The sequence below is a fragment of the Protofrankia sp. CiP3 genome, from assembly GCF_917627345.1.
Classification (GTDB): Bacteria; Actinomycetota; Actinomycetes; order Frankiales; family Frankiaceae; genus Protofrankia.
This window is the reverse complement of sequence record NZ_CAKJTM010000020.1, coordinates 74,149-88,959: the sequence shown is the minus strand read 5'-3', so window position 1 is coordinate 88,959 and position 14,811 is coordinate 74,149. Positions and strand designations below refer to the sequence as shown.

Annotated in this window: 10 protein-coding genes; 9 read left to right on the top strand and 1 reads right to left on the bottom strand. The window is 69.9% G+C overall.

Features of this window, described 5'->3' with window-relative positions; genetic code table 11:
- Nucleotides 1-1,328, bottom strand: a 1,328-nt coding sequence (locus tag MJ797_RS10510; protein ID WP_239334132.1) for a DUF4910 domain-containing protein, incomplete at its 3' end; no start/stop codon positions are given.
- 506 nt (nt 1,329-1,834) lie between these two features.
- On the opposite strand from MJ797_RS10510, the gene MJ797_RS10505 reads away from it, so the two are divergent.
- From MJ797_RS10505 to MJ797_RS10465, 9 genes are all read left to right on the top strand, one after another.
- Nucleotides 1,835-3,061 (top strand): glycosyl hydrolase, encoded by a 1,227-nt coding sequence (locus tag MJ797_RS10505; RefSeq protein ID WP_239334126.1) that lies wholly within the window; start codon nt 1,835-1,837, stop codon nt 3,059-3,061.
- Nucleotides 3,062-3,316: 255 nt separating this feature from the next.
- Nucleotides 3,317-6,949: a transcription-repair coupling factor gene (gene mfd / locus MJ797_RS10500; RefSeq protein WP_239334125.1), complete on the top strand. Its 3,633-nt coding sequence runs from the start codon at nt 3,317-3,319 to the stop codon at nt 6,947-6,949.
- 79 nt (nt 6,950-7,028) lie between these two features.
- On the top strand, nt 7,029-7,805 hold the full coding sequence (locus tag MJ797_RS10495; protein ID WP_239334124.1) for a SurA N-terminal domain-containing protein: 777 nt from the start codon (nt 7,029-7,031) through the stop codon (nt 7,803-7,805).
- Between the two features lie 22 nt (nt 7,806-7,827).
- A complete protein-coding gene (locus MJ797_RS10490) occupies nt 7,828-9,108 on the top strand; it encodes a MazG family protein (RefSeq protein ID WP_239334123.1) in 1,281 nt (426 codons plus the stop codon).
- A gap of 189 nt (nt 9,109-9,297) precedes the next feature.
- Nucleotides 9,298-11,232 carry a signal peptide peptidase SppA gene (gene sppA, locus MJ797_RS10485; protein WP_239334122.1) on the top strand — a complete coding sequence of 645 codons (1,935 nt, stop codon included), beginning with the start codon at nt 9,298-9,300 and terminating at the stop codon, nt 11,230-11,232.
- A 315-nt stretch (nt 11,233-11,547) separates the two neighbouring features.
- The gene (gene eno / locus MJ797_RS10480; protein ID WP_239334121.1) at nt 11,548-12,834 is read left to right on the top strand and encodes a phosphopyruvate hydratase; all 1,287 of its coding nucleotides are present in this window, start codon (nt 11,548-11,550) and stop codon (nt 12,832-12,834) included.
- A gap of 35 nt (nt 12,835-12,869) precedes the next feature.
- The gene (locus MJ797_RS10475) at nt 12,870-13,241 is read left to right on the top strand and encodes a septum formation initiator family protein (RefSeq protein ID WP_374581919.1); all 372 of its coding nucleotides are present in this window, start codon (nt 12,870-12,872) and stop codon (nt 13,239-13,241) included.
- Nucleotides 13,238-13,771 (top strand): DUF501 domain-containing protein, encoded by a 534-nt coding sequence (locus tag MJ797_RS10470; RefSeq protein ID WP_239334119.1) that lies wholly within the window; start codon nt 13,238-13,240, stop codon nt 13,769-13,771. Before MJ797_RS10475 ends, MJ797_RS10470 begins: the two co-directional genes overlap by 4 nt.
- A gap of 5 nt (nt 13,772-13,776) precedes the next feature.
- Nucleotides 13,777-14,793, top strand: a complete 1,017-nt coding sequence (locus tag MJ797_RS10465; RefSeq protein ID WP_305039697.1) for a Ppx/GppA phosphatase family protein — start codon at nt 13,777-13,779, stop codon at nt 14,791-14,793.
- Nucleotides 14,794-14,811: the final 18 nt, after the last annotated feature.

The window sequence follows — 14,811 nt, the reverse complement described above, 5'->3', positions numbered from 1 at the left end:
AACAGGCCCACCGCCGCGAGTGCGTCCGCCGCGTCCGCGACTGTGTTGAACGGCAGATCCGCGCGGTCGGCTATGTCGATCATGCTGTAGGTGCCGTCAGCGAGGTTGAGGACCCACAGCAGACCCATCTCGGCAGCCTCGCGGTCCAGGGTGGCGCCGATCGAGCGATACAGGCCGCGCCGTCCCAGCTGTGGTTCCCCGAACGGGGATGCGCTGGTCCAGGTCCGGTCCCGTTCACAGATCTCGATCGTGCGCAGGATGATGTCAAAGGAGTCGTTGAGACTTGTCGCTGTCACGAAGCCCAGATTGTCGGCGGACGTGTGATACTCCGCGTACGTGCCATGTGGGCTGCGGCCGAATCGACCCACCGGCAGATTGAAACCAGGGGAGCAGAACTGGCGCTCGTCATAGCCGTAGGGCGAGAAATCGATCACGTTGTACGGCCGGCCTGTTTCCTTCAGCGCCCGCGTCGCGGCGCGGTCGATGCCGGCGTCACCGCGCCGGCTGCGTTTGTATGTCGGCTGCCCACGGTCGCCAAGCCCGGTCAGCACGAGGCCGTGCTCGATGCGGCCGACCTTCTCGCGGTTGTGGGCGAGCCAGGTGATTGCCCCGATTGTTCCGGGAATGAACAGGAACCGGTAGCTCAGCCGCCGGGGCCGGTCCGCGAGCGCCGCGGCGAGCAGGGTGGCTGTGGCGATGCCGGAGGCGTTGTCGTTGGCCATGCCGGGGTGGCAGACATGAGTGGTGACAAGAAATTCCCGCGGGCTGCTGCCGGGCAGTGCAATCTCGGCGAAGGTCAGCGAGCCGTCGGTGAGCGTCGTGTCGATATGCACCTCGTACTCACCGTCCGGCAGCTCGCGGCGCTGCCGGTCGCTCAGGCAGAACCCCCAGGTCTCGTGGTAATAGGAGGTGCGGTAGGGCACCCAGTCGGGATGGTCGGGCAGGGAGTGCAGGTGCGGTAGCAGGTCAGGCAGAGACAGCCGGGTGTGCGTGGGTACGCTGTAGCTAAGCAGGTGCAGCGGGTTGTCCGCGGCGTCGAGGACGCGCCGGCCGTCCGGGCCGGCCAGCCAGGCCTGCGAGACGTTCCACTCCTTCGGTACCGTCCAGTCGAGTACCGGTGTCCCGGTGGGCACCTCGCGCACGGCGAAGGGAAGCGCCGGTTCGAGGGCTCCTTCGAGGGCTCCGCGGACCGTTGCCAGCGTCTTGCGGACGCCGTCGCCGGTGATGCTGCGCATCCCGGGAGTGAGCTCGGCGACCAGGTCGTACAGGCGTGTCCCGACAGCCCGTGCCCCGTCATCATGGCTCGCCTCACCGGGGGAGCGCGGCATGCGGCCAGGGCGTGTTTCGAACGTCTCGCGCGATCTGGTTCCCATGCCGCCGCACAGCATGACGGCCGGTATATCCGGTACAGGATGATTTATTGCTGGCTGCCTGTTTTCGGCTGGCCTGCTGTCCGCCGTCATGATTTTCTTCATCTCCCATGACTCATCAGCTGGCCAGGATGGAACGCGTGACAGGTTGTTCCCCCGCGGGGTGGGCCGCATTCCTGGCGGCGTCCGTTTGGGGCGGGGCAGGCGGGTGCTCGGCTCTCCATGCGGCCGGTGTTTCTGATCATTGTGGGTATCGGTAGGGGCGGGTTCGGCTGGGCTGCCCGCCGCCGGTCGGATCTCTTTCGTTACAGTTCGTCGGGGTATCCGAGATCGCGGCTGGTCCACGTCAGCTGTGCCGGTCTTTGGTGCTTCGCGGCCGTGCCATCGAAGATCCTTGAATGGTCGAGGGGTGTGCAATCGTGATTTTTTCGTGCGCACGGGGGCCCGGCGGTATGGGGGGCTGAGTGCGGCGCCTTGGCCGACAGCGTGTCGGGGCGGCGGGGCCGCAGCGATCGGGACCGCGCCGTGCTCGGTGGGGCCGCCGGCTGCTGCCCGGCGCGGGCATCGTCATCGCCGTGCTTCTCGCGTTGATCGCCTGGCGGCTGACTCCGGTTGGAGCGCGCCAGACCGGATCAGGCCCGCCAGCCTCACCGCTGCTGTCCGGCGGCGGCATGGACGGCATTCCGACGGTAGTGGCCACGGCAATGACCACAGCGGATGCGTCCGTGGGCGCCGCGGCCGTCGGTGACGAGGCGGCCGCGGCGGGGATACCGAGGGTCGCGCCGGCATCTCATGCGGGGCGCTTCCCCAGCGGCGTGGCCGCTGGGACGCTTGCCGAGGCGGACGCGTGGGCGAGCTTTCGCGGGCGACCCAACGATGTGGTGGTCACCTACACCGATCGGTCAGGCTGGCAGACAATCGTCCGGCCGTGGATCGGGAACGACCGCGCCCGCTTCGCGGGCTTTTCCGGCACGTGGGTCATCAGCCAGCCGCTGTTCCCGGAGTCCGGACCGGACCGGGGCAACCTGGCGGACTGTGCCGCGGGCGGGTACGACGGCTACTGGCGCGATTTCGGGCGCTGGCTCGTGGCCGAGGGCCGTGGCAGTTCGTTCGTCCGGCTGGGATGGGAGTTCAACGGCACGCGGTTCGCGTGGTCCGCGTCCAACCCCACGTTATGGATCAGGTGCTACCGCAACGCCGCAGCCGCGATCCGCCGGGCCGCCCCGCGGGTTCGTCTCGACTGGGACTTCGGCGCGCACGGATCGGTCGGATCGGTCGGGACGGGCGACGCGTTCGAGCTGTATCCCGGGGACGCCTACGTCGACGTCATCGGCATTGATGCCTACGATCAGTATCCGCCGAGCGTGGATTCGGCGACTTTTGACGCACAGTGCGATGGTCTGGACGGGTTATGCCGGGCGATCCGTTTCGCCCGGCTGCACAACAAGCTGTTCTCAGTGCCGGAGTGGGGTGTGGTGGCGAAGGAGGGATCGAAGGCCGGGGCACTTGGCCAGGCCGGTGGCGACAACGCCCTGTTTGTGGCGAAGATGCACGAACTGTTCGTCAGTAATGCCGACATACTCGCCTATGAGGCTTACTCCAACGGGGACCGGGCCGGCGATGTCCGGTCGGCATTGATCAACCCGGCGGTGAACCCGCTGGCTGCCCGCGAGTACCAGCGCCTGTGGTGACGCGGTACCCACGGGAGGGAACCTCCGCCCTCGGGAGGGCTTCCGGGGGCTTTGGCGCAGCCGCCGCCTGCGGGCAGGGACCAGGGGGCGCACGGCGGGCCGGGCCGCTCGACGCGTAAGGTTGGGCATAACACCTCGCGTGCCGGCGTCGCGGGGTGTTTGTGGGAACTCTCCGGTACGCCGTCGGTGACCGGGTTCGCGACGTCGTGTCCGTCCGTAGATTGCGCCGTTCTTCGAGAGGCTCGGGACGCACCTATGACCCTCGCCCCGCTGTTGGACGTCCTGACCAGCAGCCCGGGTGCTGATCCGGCCCTGGCCCGAGCGCTTGCCTCGGTCGGTGACCTCCGGCTTGACCTGTCGGCTCCGGCCGCCCTGCGGCCGTTCGCCGCCGCCGCGCTCGCCACCCGGGGCGGCCGGACGGTGCTGGCCCTGACCGCGACCGACCGGGAAGCGGAGGATCTTGCCGCCGCGTTGTCGAGCATGATCGACCCGGCCACGGTCGCGCTCTTCCCCAGCTGGGAGACTCTGCCGCACGAACGGCTGTCCCCGCGGGCCGATACGGTCGGGCTCCGGCTTGCCGTGCTGCGCCGCCTGGCGCACCCGTACAGCACCGGCCTGCCGCCGCTGTCGGTTGTGGTCGCGCCGGTCCGTGCCGTTTTGCAGCCGCAGGTCGCCGGGCTCGGCGACCTGGAACCGGTGTCGCTGCGGGTCGGTGACAGCGCCGACCCGAGCGGCGTGGTGGAAAAGCTGGTCGGGATCGCCTACCACCGGGTCGATCTGGTGGAGCGGCGTGGCGAAATCGCGGTCCGTGGCGGCATTCTCGACATTTTCCCACCCACAGAGGAACATCCGCTACGGGTTGAGTTCTTCGGCGACGAGGTCGAGGACATCCGGGCGTTCTCCGTGGCGGATCAGCGGGCACTGACCGACACCGCGGACACCGCCGAGGGCGGCCGCCGTCAGCTGTTCGCGCCGCCATGCCGGGAGCTGCTGCTCACGCCGGAGGTCCGGGCCCGTGCCCGGGAACTGGCGGGCACCCACCCCGAGCTCGTCGACATCCTTGACAAGATCGCGGATGGTACTCCGGTGGATGGCATGGAGGCGCTCGCGCCGGTGCTGTCCGACCGGATGGTGCTGATGCTCGACGAACTGCCCGCCGGGACGCACGTGCTGGTGTGCGACCCGGAACGGATCCGCACCCGCGCCGCCGAGCTGGTGCGGACGAGCCAGGAGTTCCTGGATGCGTCCTGGAGCACGGCGGCGCTCGGCGGCAGCGCCCCGATCGACCTCAGCGCGGCTGCCTACCGCTCGATCGCGCAGGTCCGTCAGCGAGCCGCCGAGATCGGGCTGCCGTGGTGGTCGGTCAGCCCGTTCAACGCCGGCGCCTCAGCCGTGGCTTCGGCCACGGCCGCAACCGGTGGCGATCGGCTCGCGGCTGGCGACTGGCCAGAAGGCGTTGCCGGCGAGGAGGATCTCGACGAGAACTCCGTGGTCTCCAGCCTGCGCCCGGCGACCGCTTACCACGGTGACACCGCGCGCGCGCTCGCGGACATCAAGGGCTGGCTGGCGGACTCCTGGCGCGTCCTGCTTATCACGGAGGGGCACGGGCCGGCCCAGCGGCTGGTCGAGCTGTTGCGGGACGCCGATCTCGGCGCCCGCCTCACCGAGGATGCCAGGCTGTCCCGCGGTGTCGCCACGGTCACCTGCGGCCAGTTGGGGACCGGCTTCACCAGCGACCTGCTTGGCCTCGCCGTCCTGACCGAGGCGGACCTCGCCGGCCAGCGGGGCGTGACCACCAGGGACATGCGCCGGATGCCGCACCGCCGCCGCAAGGGCATCGACCCGCTGGCACTGCGTTCCGGTGACCTGGTCGTCCACGACGCACACGGGGTCGGCCGCTACGTCGAGATGGTCACCCGGACCGTTGCCGGCGCGACCCGGGAGTACCTCGTCCTGGAATACGCCAAGGGCGACCGCCTCTACGTCCCGACCGACCAGCTCGAACAGGTCACCCGTTATGTCGGTGGCGAGGGCCCGAGCCTTGACCGTATCGGCGGCGCGGACTGGGCCAAGCGCAAGGGACGCGCCCGCAAGGCCGTCAAGGAGATCGCTGGCGAGCTGATCCGGCTGTACAGCGCACGGATGGCCGCACCGGGATACGCCTACGGACCGGACACCCCGTGGCAGCGGGAGCTGGAGGACGCCTTCCCCTTCCGGGAGACTCCCGACCAGCTTTCGGCCATCGAGGAGGTGAAGGCCGACATGTGTAAACCCGTCCCCATGGACCGGGTCATCTGCGGCGATGTCGGCTACGGTAAGACGGAGATCGCGGTGCGGGCCGCGTTCAAGGCGGTACAGGACGGCAAGCAGGTTGCCGTCCTCGTCCCCACCACGCTGCTCGTCCAACAGCATTTCCAGACTTTTTCCGAGCGGTATGCGGCATTTCCGGTGACCGTCCGTGCGATGTCGCGGTTCAATTCCGCGGCCGAGCAGAAGGCCGTGCTGGAAGGACTCGCCAAGGGCGGTGTCGACGTGGTGATCGGGACTCACCGGCTGCTGTCGTCCGCGTCGCACTTCAAAGATCTCGGCCTGGTGATAATCGACGAGGAACAACGGTTCGGCGTCGAGCACAAGGAATACCTGAAGAAAATGCGGACCGCGGTGGACGTGCTCACCATGAGCGCTACCCCGATCCCCCGGACGCTGGAGATGTCGATCACTGGGATCCGGGAGCTGTCGACGATTGACACCCCGCCGGAGGAGCGGCACCCGGTACTCACCTTCGTCGGCCCGAGTGACAGCCGGCAGGTCACCGCCGCGATCCGGCGCGAACTGCTGCGGGAGGGCCAGGTCTTCTTCATCCACAACCGGGTGGAGTCGATCGACAGGGCCGCGGCGAGGCTGCGCGAGCTTGTCCCGGAGGCGCGTATCGCCACGGCCCACGGCCAGATGGGCGAGGACGCCCTCGAACAGGTCATGGTCGCGTTCTGGGAAAAGCAGTTCGACGTCCTCGTCTGTACCACGATCGTCGAATCCGGGCTTGACATCTCCAATGCCAACACCCTCATCGTGGAACGTGCCGACGTGTTCGGCCTCTCCCAGCTGCACCAGTTGCGGGGACGTGTCGGCCGCGGCCGGGAACGCGCTTATGCGTATTTTCTCTACCCACCGGACAAACCACTTACCGAAACCGCGCACGACCGGCTTGTCACCATCGCCCAGCACGCCGATCTCGGCGCTGGCATGGCCGTCGCCATGAAGGACCTGGAAATACGCGGAGCGGGTAACCTGCTCGGCGGTGAACAATCCGGGCATATCGCCTCGGTCGGGTTCGACCTCTATGTGCGGATGGTCGGCGAGGCGGTCGCGGATTTCAAGGGGACGGCGGTCGAGGAGCTGCCCGACGTCAAGGTGGAGCTCCCGGTGAACGCGAGTCTCCCGCACGACTATGTTCCCAGCGAACGGCTGCGCCTGGACGCCTACCGACGGCTGGCCGGTGCCGCGGGTGATGACGACATCGCCGAGGTGCGCGCCGAACTGCTCGACCGGTTCGGCGCGCTGCCGGAGCCCGCGGAGAATCTGCTTGCGGTGGCGTCGCTGCGCGTGCTTGCCCGTCGTTACGGCGTTACCGAGATCACCGTGCAGGGCCGCCAGGTGCGGTTTGCTCCGCTGGAGCTGCGCGAAAGCCAGGCCATGCGTGTGCAGCGCCTGTACAAGGGGTCCGTGGTCAAGCAGGCGGTGCGCACCATTCTGGTGCCGGCACCGGCGGAATCCCCGCGGATCGGTGCCCGGCCGTTGCGCGACCGCGCCGTCCTCGTCTGGGCCGCGGGTGTGCTGGATGCGGTCGTCGGTGATTCCGTCGCGGCGGCCGCCGCCGCGTCCCGCTGATTTTTCTCGCCCTGCCGGGCAGGACTTTCCCCGGGGGTGGCGTGTGCGCGGTAGACGGTAAGCCGATACGGTCACAGCCGTGAAGACCCGCTCTGCCGTCCGCCGTGTTCTGGTCAGCGTCGCGCTGGTCGTTGTGACCTCATCCGCCTGTACCACGCACGCGGGGTCCGCCGCGCAGGTGGGCGACGAGATGATCCAGACGTCGACCCTGCGAGGGATCGTCGACCGCGGGATGGCCGCCGTCCAGGCGGCTGGCCCCGCCCAGGACGCGCAGACCGGGCAGAGCGCCGCGCCGATCGAACGCAGTGATCTTCAGCGGCAGGTGCTCACCGAGCTTGTCCAGACCAACCTCGCCGAACAGCGGGCCCGCCAGCTCGGGGTGACGGTCACCGGCCAGGACGTTGACGCCTACTACCAGACCTTCGGGGTGCTCCGGTACGGCAGCGTCGCGGGCTTCGAAAAGGCGGTCGCCCAGAGCGGGTTCGCTCGTGAGGATCTACAGATGCTGGTCCGCGCCAGGGCTCTTGACCTCGCGCTCGCGGACCGTCTCGCGCCGAACGCCCTCGCCTCCGACGCGGATGCCCGCGAGGCCTATGATCAGTCCGTCGCCCAGTTCGGCTCCCTCCCGCTGAGCTTCGACCAGGCCAGGCCGTTCCTCACTCGGCTGCTCTCCACGGAGCGGGCGGCGGCGGTGGAAGCGCAGCTCCGCCAGATTTCGCAACGGGTGAACGTTTCGATCAATCCCAGGTTCGGTGTCTGGTCGGCATCCCAGCTGACGGTGCTCGCCGCCGCTGGCTCGGTCGCGACCACCCCCGCGCCGGAGCCGTTGGGCGGGACAGGCGCGATGACCCAGTGAGCCGCATGATGGCCCGTCGGTCATGACGGCGAGAATCGTCGTCCTTGTGACCAGCCCGCGGGTCGCGCCCGGGTTGTTGGGCGTGGCCGCGTGGGATCTGCTGCGGGCGGCCTCCGCCGTCCGCTGCGGGCTGGCGGCGCATCCACAGCGCGGCGCGCTCGCCGCGGCCGGCGTACCGGTCGAGGTCCTGGCGGGCCCGGATGCGTCCGCCGTTGTCGAGGAGCTGCGTGGCCGGGCCCGCGCCGACTCGTCCCGGCCGGTGGTGTGGCTGGCCGCCCCGACCGGTGGCCCGGGAGCGGCCGGCGAGGCGGACCTGGTTCGCGAGCGGGAAACGCTGGCCGCGCTCGAGGCCGCGGCAGGCCCCGGTCTTGCCGTGTCCGTCGTCGAGGGCTCACATGACGTGCGCGGAGCGAAGCTCCTGGACGCCGTTGCCGTGATGGACCGGCTGCGCTCACCCGGCGGCTGCCCGTGGGACGCGGCGCAGACCCACACCTCCCTTGCGTCCTACCTGCTGGAGGAGGCCTACGAGGCGTTCCAGGCAATCGAGGACGGCAACCACGCCGAGCTGCGCGAGGAGCTTGGCGACGTGCTCATGCAGGTGCTGTTCCACGCCCGGGTCGCCGCCGAGGGCGACGGTATGGGTGTTCCCGCGGGCGTCGGCGCCGCCGTTGGCAGAGCCGCCGGTGACGGAGCCGCCGGTGACGGAGCTGGGATCGGCGGCCGCGCGACGGCCTGGGACATCGACGACGTGGCCGCTGGGCTCACGGAGAAGCTCGTCCGGCGCCATCCCCATGTCTTCGGATCGGTGACGGTGGACGGCCCCGCCGCGGTCGAGACGAACTGGGACATAATCAAGGACGCCGAGAAGGGCCGCCGGTCGGTCACCGAGGGCGTCCCGCTGTCCCAGCCGTCGCTGGCGCTGGCCGCGAAGCTGCAGAAGCGTGCGGTGAAGGTCGGGGTGCCCGAGGACGTTGTGCTCGGCGCGGGTCGGCTGTCGTCGCCGGCTGAGGTCATCGCTGGGCTGCTCGTTCCGGTGGACGTACCCGCCGCCGTGGACGTACCCGCAGCCGCGGCGGAGCGGACCGTCGGTGACCTGTTGTTCGCCGCGGTGGCACTGGCCCGGCAGGCCGGCGTCGATCCGGAGGCGGCGCTGCGGGCCGCTGCCCGCCGGTTCCGAGACACCCTCGCCGCTACCGAGGAGGCCATCCGCGCCGCCGGTGCGGACCCGCGGGGCACGGGCGCGGACTCCTGGCGCGCCCACTGGCTGTCCGCGGGCGAGATCCCACCCGGCGCCGCACGCTGACCGGCTCGGCCAGCGGCCCCTTGCTCGTTCGGACCCATGGGCTTCCGGCCGCGCATTGTCGTCGGCGTTCGTCGGTGTCCGTCGACGAAAGGCGGGTAATGCTCGGGAAACGGGATGATGGTCACTATTGGTGATGCTGCGGACCGATGCGGGCGGAACGGGGCGGACTGTCGCGCGTAGCCTCGTTCCATGGCAGAAGGCACTCCGCGACAGGCGCTGGCGGGCATCCACCGCCTGTACGCACGACGCTCCGAGCCGATCGTCCTTGAGCTCGATCTGACCGTCGATCCGCTCGAGGGGATACCCGCCGACCCGCTGGCCGCGGCGTTGGCGCGCCGCCAGCCAACGTTGCGCGCCATTGTGGACGGACTGCGCCGGGCGGGTTCGGATGACCGCGCGTCCACGCTCATCGCGCGGATCGCTCCCTGCGGGATGCCGCTTGCGCGCGCCCAGGAGATCCGTGACGCGGTGATCGCCTTTCGCGCGGCCGGTGGCAGGGCCTTTGCCTATTCGGACGCGTTCGGTGAGTTCGGCGGCGGGACCATCCCGTACTACCTCGCGTCCGCCTTCGACGAGATCTGGCTCGCGCCGCCGGGGGAGCTGGGTGCTACCGGCGTGGCGCTGGAGACGCCGTTCCTGCGCGACGCCCTGGACCGGCTCGGGATAGAGATCCAGGTCGGCCAGCGCCACGAGTACAAGAACGCCGTCAACACGTTCGTCGAGCGTGATTTCACCGACGCACATCGTGAGGCGAGCGGCCGGATCGTCACCTCCAGCCTGTCTATGATCATTGATGGCATCGCCACTGGGCGCGGCCTGCCGCCGGACCGGGTCCGCGAACTGATCGACAGTGCGCCGCTGTCCGGCGCGCAGGCCCGGGAGGCGGGTCTCGTCGATCGGTTGGGTTACCGGGACGAGGTGTACGCCGCGGCCAAGGCCCACGCCCGCCAGGCCGGGACCGGCGCCGCGCCCGGTCCGGGTCCCAGCACTGACGAGAGCGGTGCTGACGAGAGCGGTGCTGACCGGGACGACGGCGTGACGCTCCAGTACCTGTCCCATTACCGCCGCGTGTCGCTGCGGCGGGAGGCCGCCCGGCCGCGTGTCCCCGCGCTCGGCGCGGCGCGCTCCGAGCGGCGCCGGGTGATCGCGGTCATCCATGGGACCGGGCCGGTGGTCCTCGGCCATCCGGGCCGGTCGCCGCTGGCGGGTCCCGTCATGACGGCCGACGCGCTCACCGCGGCTTTCCGCGCCGCCGGCCGGGACGACGATGTCGCCGCGGCCGTGTTCCGCGTCGACAGCCCCGGCGGCTCGTATGTGGCTTCCGACCTGATTCGCCGGGAGGTTGAGCGGTTCCAGGCAACCGGCCGTCCGGTCGTGGTGTCGATGGGTTCGGTTGCCGCGTCCGGTGGGTACTTCGTCGCGCTCGGCGCGGACGTGATCGTGGCGAACCCGGGGACCCTCACCGGTTCGATCGGGGTGTTCGGCGGCAAACAGGTCGTCCGTGAGCTCCTGGACAAGGTGGGGGTGCGTTTCGGCGCGGTCGCGGAAGGGGAGAACGCGCTGATGACCTCGCCGCGGCGCGCGTTCAGCCCGGCCGAGCGGGAGAAGCTGGAGGAGTTCCTCGACCGGGTGTACGACGATTTTGTCACCAAGGTCGCCGCTGGCCGGGGTATGTCCTCCCAGGAGGTGCACGAGGTCGCCCGTGGTCGGGTGTGGACCGGCGCTGATGCCCGCGAGCGCGGCCTCGTGGACGAACTGGGAGGTTTCTCCCGAGCCTGCGAGCTGGCCTGGGAGAAGGCCGGCCGGCCAGGGGCGGGCACCCCGCGGCTGCGTGTCCTGCCGAGGTCCGGCCTGGTCGACAGGGTGCGCCCGGCACGGTCGAGCGAGGACGCCGCCGCCGGAACGGGCGTTATGGGTGGGATGGGGGCGCGTCCGGCCGGTTCTCTCGTCGGTGGCCTTGCCGCGTCCGCGGTGTCCGCCGCGACGGCTGCGTTCGGGGGGCCGGCGTTGTTCGCGGACACGGCGTTCACCGGCGGTTGGGGCCCGCTGGCGGCGGTCGCGGCACGGGCCGGGCTGCCGCTGGGCGGTCCGCTGCTGATGCCGCCGATCGGCCGGCTCAGCTGACGGCCTTCGGCGCACCCGTACGGGCAGCTCTCCTCTAGATCACCTTGATGCGGCATCAGGCGCCGGGGTATGCCCGCCATGACCGGGTCCCGAACCTTTCGGCGTGGCGTGCCGAACCTGGGTGGCACGGGCCGTGCTGGCGATAGTCTCGGCCGGGCTGTACTTGTCAGTGTTGTTGTTGTCCTCGTCGCTGATGTCCGTCCTGCTGGGCCGAAGTGTGTGATCATGATGTGTGCGCACTCGGAGGCTCCGAGGCCATAAGCGCCGCACTCGCCATAGTTCCCGTCGGCTGCGTTACTCCGGAGGTCGAAACCCGTGCCGTCCATCGAGGCCGTAGGCGCCCGCGAGATCCTTGACTCGCGTGGCAACCCCACCGTCGAGGTCGAAGTCGTCTTGGATGACGGCACTCTCGGCCGTGCCGCCGTACCCAGTGGCGCGAGCACCGGCGCCTTCGAGGCGGTCGAACTGCGTGACGGCGACACCCGTTACGGCGGTAAGGGCGTGGGGAAGGCGGTAGCCGGTGTCATTGACCGCATCGGGCCCGAGATCGTGGGCCTCGAAGCCACCGAGCAGCGCATTCTCGATCTGACGCTGTTGGATCTGGACGCTACGCCGGACAAGTCCGGCCTGGGGGCGAACGCCATCCTCGGGGTGAGCCTCGCGGTTGCGAGGGCCGCCGCGAAAGCCTCGGACCTGCCGCTGTACCGCTATCTCGGTGGTCCCGGCGCGCATCTGCTGCCGGTACCGATGATGAACGTTGTCAACGGCGGCGCGCACGCCGATACAAACGTCGACATCCAGGAGTTCATGATTGCCCCGATCGGGGCGTCGACCTTTGCCGAGGCGCTGCGCTGGGGCGCCGAGACATATCAGGCGCTCAAGGGCGTGCTCAAGGCCCAGGGGCTGGCGACCGCTGTCGGTGACGAAGGCGGTTTCGCCCCGAACCTGCCCACCAACCGGGCCGCGCTCGACCTGCTTGTGGCGGCCATCGACAAGGCGGGATTCCGGCCGGGGGAGGACATCGCCCTTGCTTTGGACGTGGCCTCGACCGAGTTCTTCGCCGACGGGTCCTACCAGTTCGAGGGAGCGACGCGCACCGCCGAGGAGCTCAGCGACTACTACGCCGAACTGGTCGCGGCCTACCCGATCGTGTCGATCGAGGATCCACTCGCCGAGGACGACTGGAGCGGCTGGGTGCGGCTCACAGCCCGGCTCGGCGACGCGGTACAGCTCGTCGGTGACGACTTGTTCGTCACCAATCCGCAGCGGCTTGCGCGGGGTATCGCGGAGAAAGCCGGGAACGCGTTGCTGGTCAAGGTCAACCAGATCGGTACCCTCACCGAGACGCTGGACGCGGTCTCGCTTGCGCATCGCAACGGCTACCGCTGCATGATCTCGCACCGTTCCGGTGAGACCGAGGACACGACCATCGCGGATCTCGCGGTGGCCGTCGACGCCGGGCAGATCAAGACGGGCGCCCCGGCGCGCAGCGAGCGGGTCGCCAAGTACAACCAGCTGCTGCGCATCGAGGAGGGGCTCGACGACGCCGCCCGCTACGGCGGTGCCGCCGCCTTCCCGCGCTGGTCGTCGACCGCACGCTGATGCCAGAAGCGCGCCGTAGCGCCTTGACCACCCGCATGACCCTGCTGGTGGTGGTGATCTGCGTGCTCATACTGACCCTCGCCTATCCGTTGCGGCTGTATCTCCAGCAGCAGAGCCAGCTCAACGAACTGGCCGCGCAAAACGCTGAGCAGCGCAAACGGGTGGAGGCCTTGAAGACCGCGGTGGCTGGTTACGATGATCCTGAATGGACTCGGGATGAGGCCCGGATGAGGCTGCACTTCACGCAGCCGGGGGAGAAGGTCTATCTGGCACCGGCTGCGGTATCCCCGCCGGCGGCGCCGTCCGCGGGCGCCGCCGCGGGGCAGCCCGCGACGGGTGCGCGGACCGGCCTTGGCCAGCCGGATTCCCGCCAGCCGACGCAGACCTCTCCGGCCGCGCCACGATGAGTGACGATCTCGTCGGCCCCGAGGATTGCGCGGTTGTGGCGTGTCAGCTCGGCCGGCCGCCTCGGGCGATGCACCGGGTTGCCCATCGTTGCTCCTGCGGCCTGCCCGACGTGGTCCAGACCTGGCCGAGATTGGACGACGGCACGCCGTTCCCGACGCTGTACTACCTGACCTGCCCGCGAGCGGCGTCGGCGATCGGGCGGCTGGAGGCGTCCGGGCTGATGCGGGAGATGACCGAGCGGCTTGCCGCCGACCGTGCCCACGGTGGGGATCTTGCCTGTCGGTACGACGACGCGCACCGGGACTACCTGGCCCGCCGGGCCGCCCTTGCCGAACTGCCCGGCATCCCGAGCGCCGGTGGCATGCCGACCAGGGTGAAATGCCTGCACGTGCTGGTCGCGCACAGTCTGGCGGCTGGTTCGGGGATCAACCCGTTCGGGGACGAGGCGCTGGAACTGCTGGCGGACTGGGGCGCCCGCGGCCCATGCGTGGCTGTCGGCACCAGCCCCACCACCGAACGAGAGGTCTGATCGACATGACCCGCGTGGCCGCGGTCGACTGCGGTACCAATTCGATCCGGCTGCTGGTCGCGGAGGCGGTCAGCGATGCGGGCACCATGCCCACGGCGGCTGGTCCGCTGGCAGCCGGTCAGCCGGCGGATGGTCGCCTGGCGGACGGGCAGCCTTTGGCAGGGCGGACCGCTCCGCTCCTGCGCGATCTGACCCGCCGGATGGAGATCGTTCGGCTGGGAGCCGGGGTCGACCGGACCGGTGAATTGGCGCCCGACGCGCTGGAACGGACGTTCGCGGCGTTACGTGACTATGCCAAGGAGATCGACAGACTGGGCGCTGTCAAGGTCCGGATGGTGGCCACCAGCGCGACCCGGGACGCCCGCAACCAGGATGTGCTGGTGGCCGGCGTGCGTTCGATTCTCGGCGTCGACCCTGAGGTGATCACCGGCGAGGAGGAGGCCGCGCTGTCCTACGCCGGTGCCACTCGGGAGCTGCGTGGGTATCCCGAGCCGTTCCTGGTGGCCGACATCGGTGGTGGCTCGACGGAGCTGGTCCTGGGCGACGCCGAAAACGTGCATGCGGCGAGGTCGGTGAACGTCGGGTGCGTCCGGCTGGCCGAGCGGCACCTGCACGACGATCCGCCCACAGCCGCGCAACTTGCCTCCGTGGCAGCCGACGCCCACGCCGCATTCGACCTGGCTGAGCGGACCGTGTCAATCCGTTCGGCCGCGACGCTCGTCGGGGTGGCCGGAACAGTCACGACGGTGGCCGCTCTTGCCGCCGGTCTGCCCGGTTACGACCCGGGCCGCATCCACCTGTCGGCGACCGCGGCTGCGGATGTTGCCGCTGTGGCCGGCCGGCTCGCGGCGATGTCGCACGCGCAGCGGGCCGCGCTCCCGGTGATGCATCCCGGCCGGGTTGACGTGATCGTCGCGGGGGCGTTGGTGCTGCGCACGCTGATCGAGCGGGCCGGCGCCGCCGAGGTGATCGCCAGCGAGCATGACATCCTCGACGGCATCGCCTTCTCGCTGCTTGGCTGAGCACCTCTACGGTTGTCA

What these genes read in the sequence shown, in the direction of transcription:
- MJ797_RS10470 (WP_239334119.1), top strand. Translation starts at nt 13,238, where the DNA reads ATGAGTGACGATCTCGTCGGCCCCGAGGATTGCGCGGTTGTGGCGTGT.
- sppA (WP_239334122.1), top strand. Translation starts at nt 9,298, where the DNA reads ATGGCAGAAGGCACTCCGCGACAGGCGCTGGCGGGCATCCACCGCCTG.
- MJ797_RS10475 (WP_374581919.1), top strand. Translation starts at nt 12,870, where the DNA reads ATGACCCTGCTGGTGGTGGTGATCTGCGTGCTCATACTGACCCTCGCC.
- mfd (WP_239334125.1), top strand. Translation starts at nt 3,317, where the DNA reads ATGACCCTCGCCCCGCTGTTGGACGTCCTGACCAGCAGCCCGGGTGCT.
- MJ797_RS10465 (WP_305039697.1), top strand. Translation starts at nt 13,777, where the DNA reads ATGACCCGCGTGGCCGCGGTCGACTGCGGTACCAATTCGATCCGGCTG.
- MJ797_RS10490 (WP_239334123.1), top strand. Translation starts at nt 7,828, where the DNA reads ATGACGGCGAGAATCGTCGTCCTTGTGACCAGCCCGCGGGTCGCGCCC.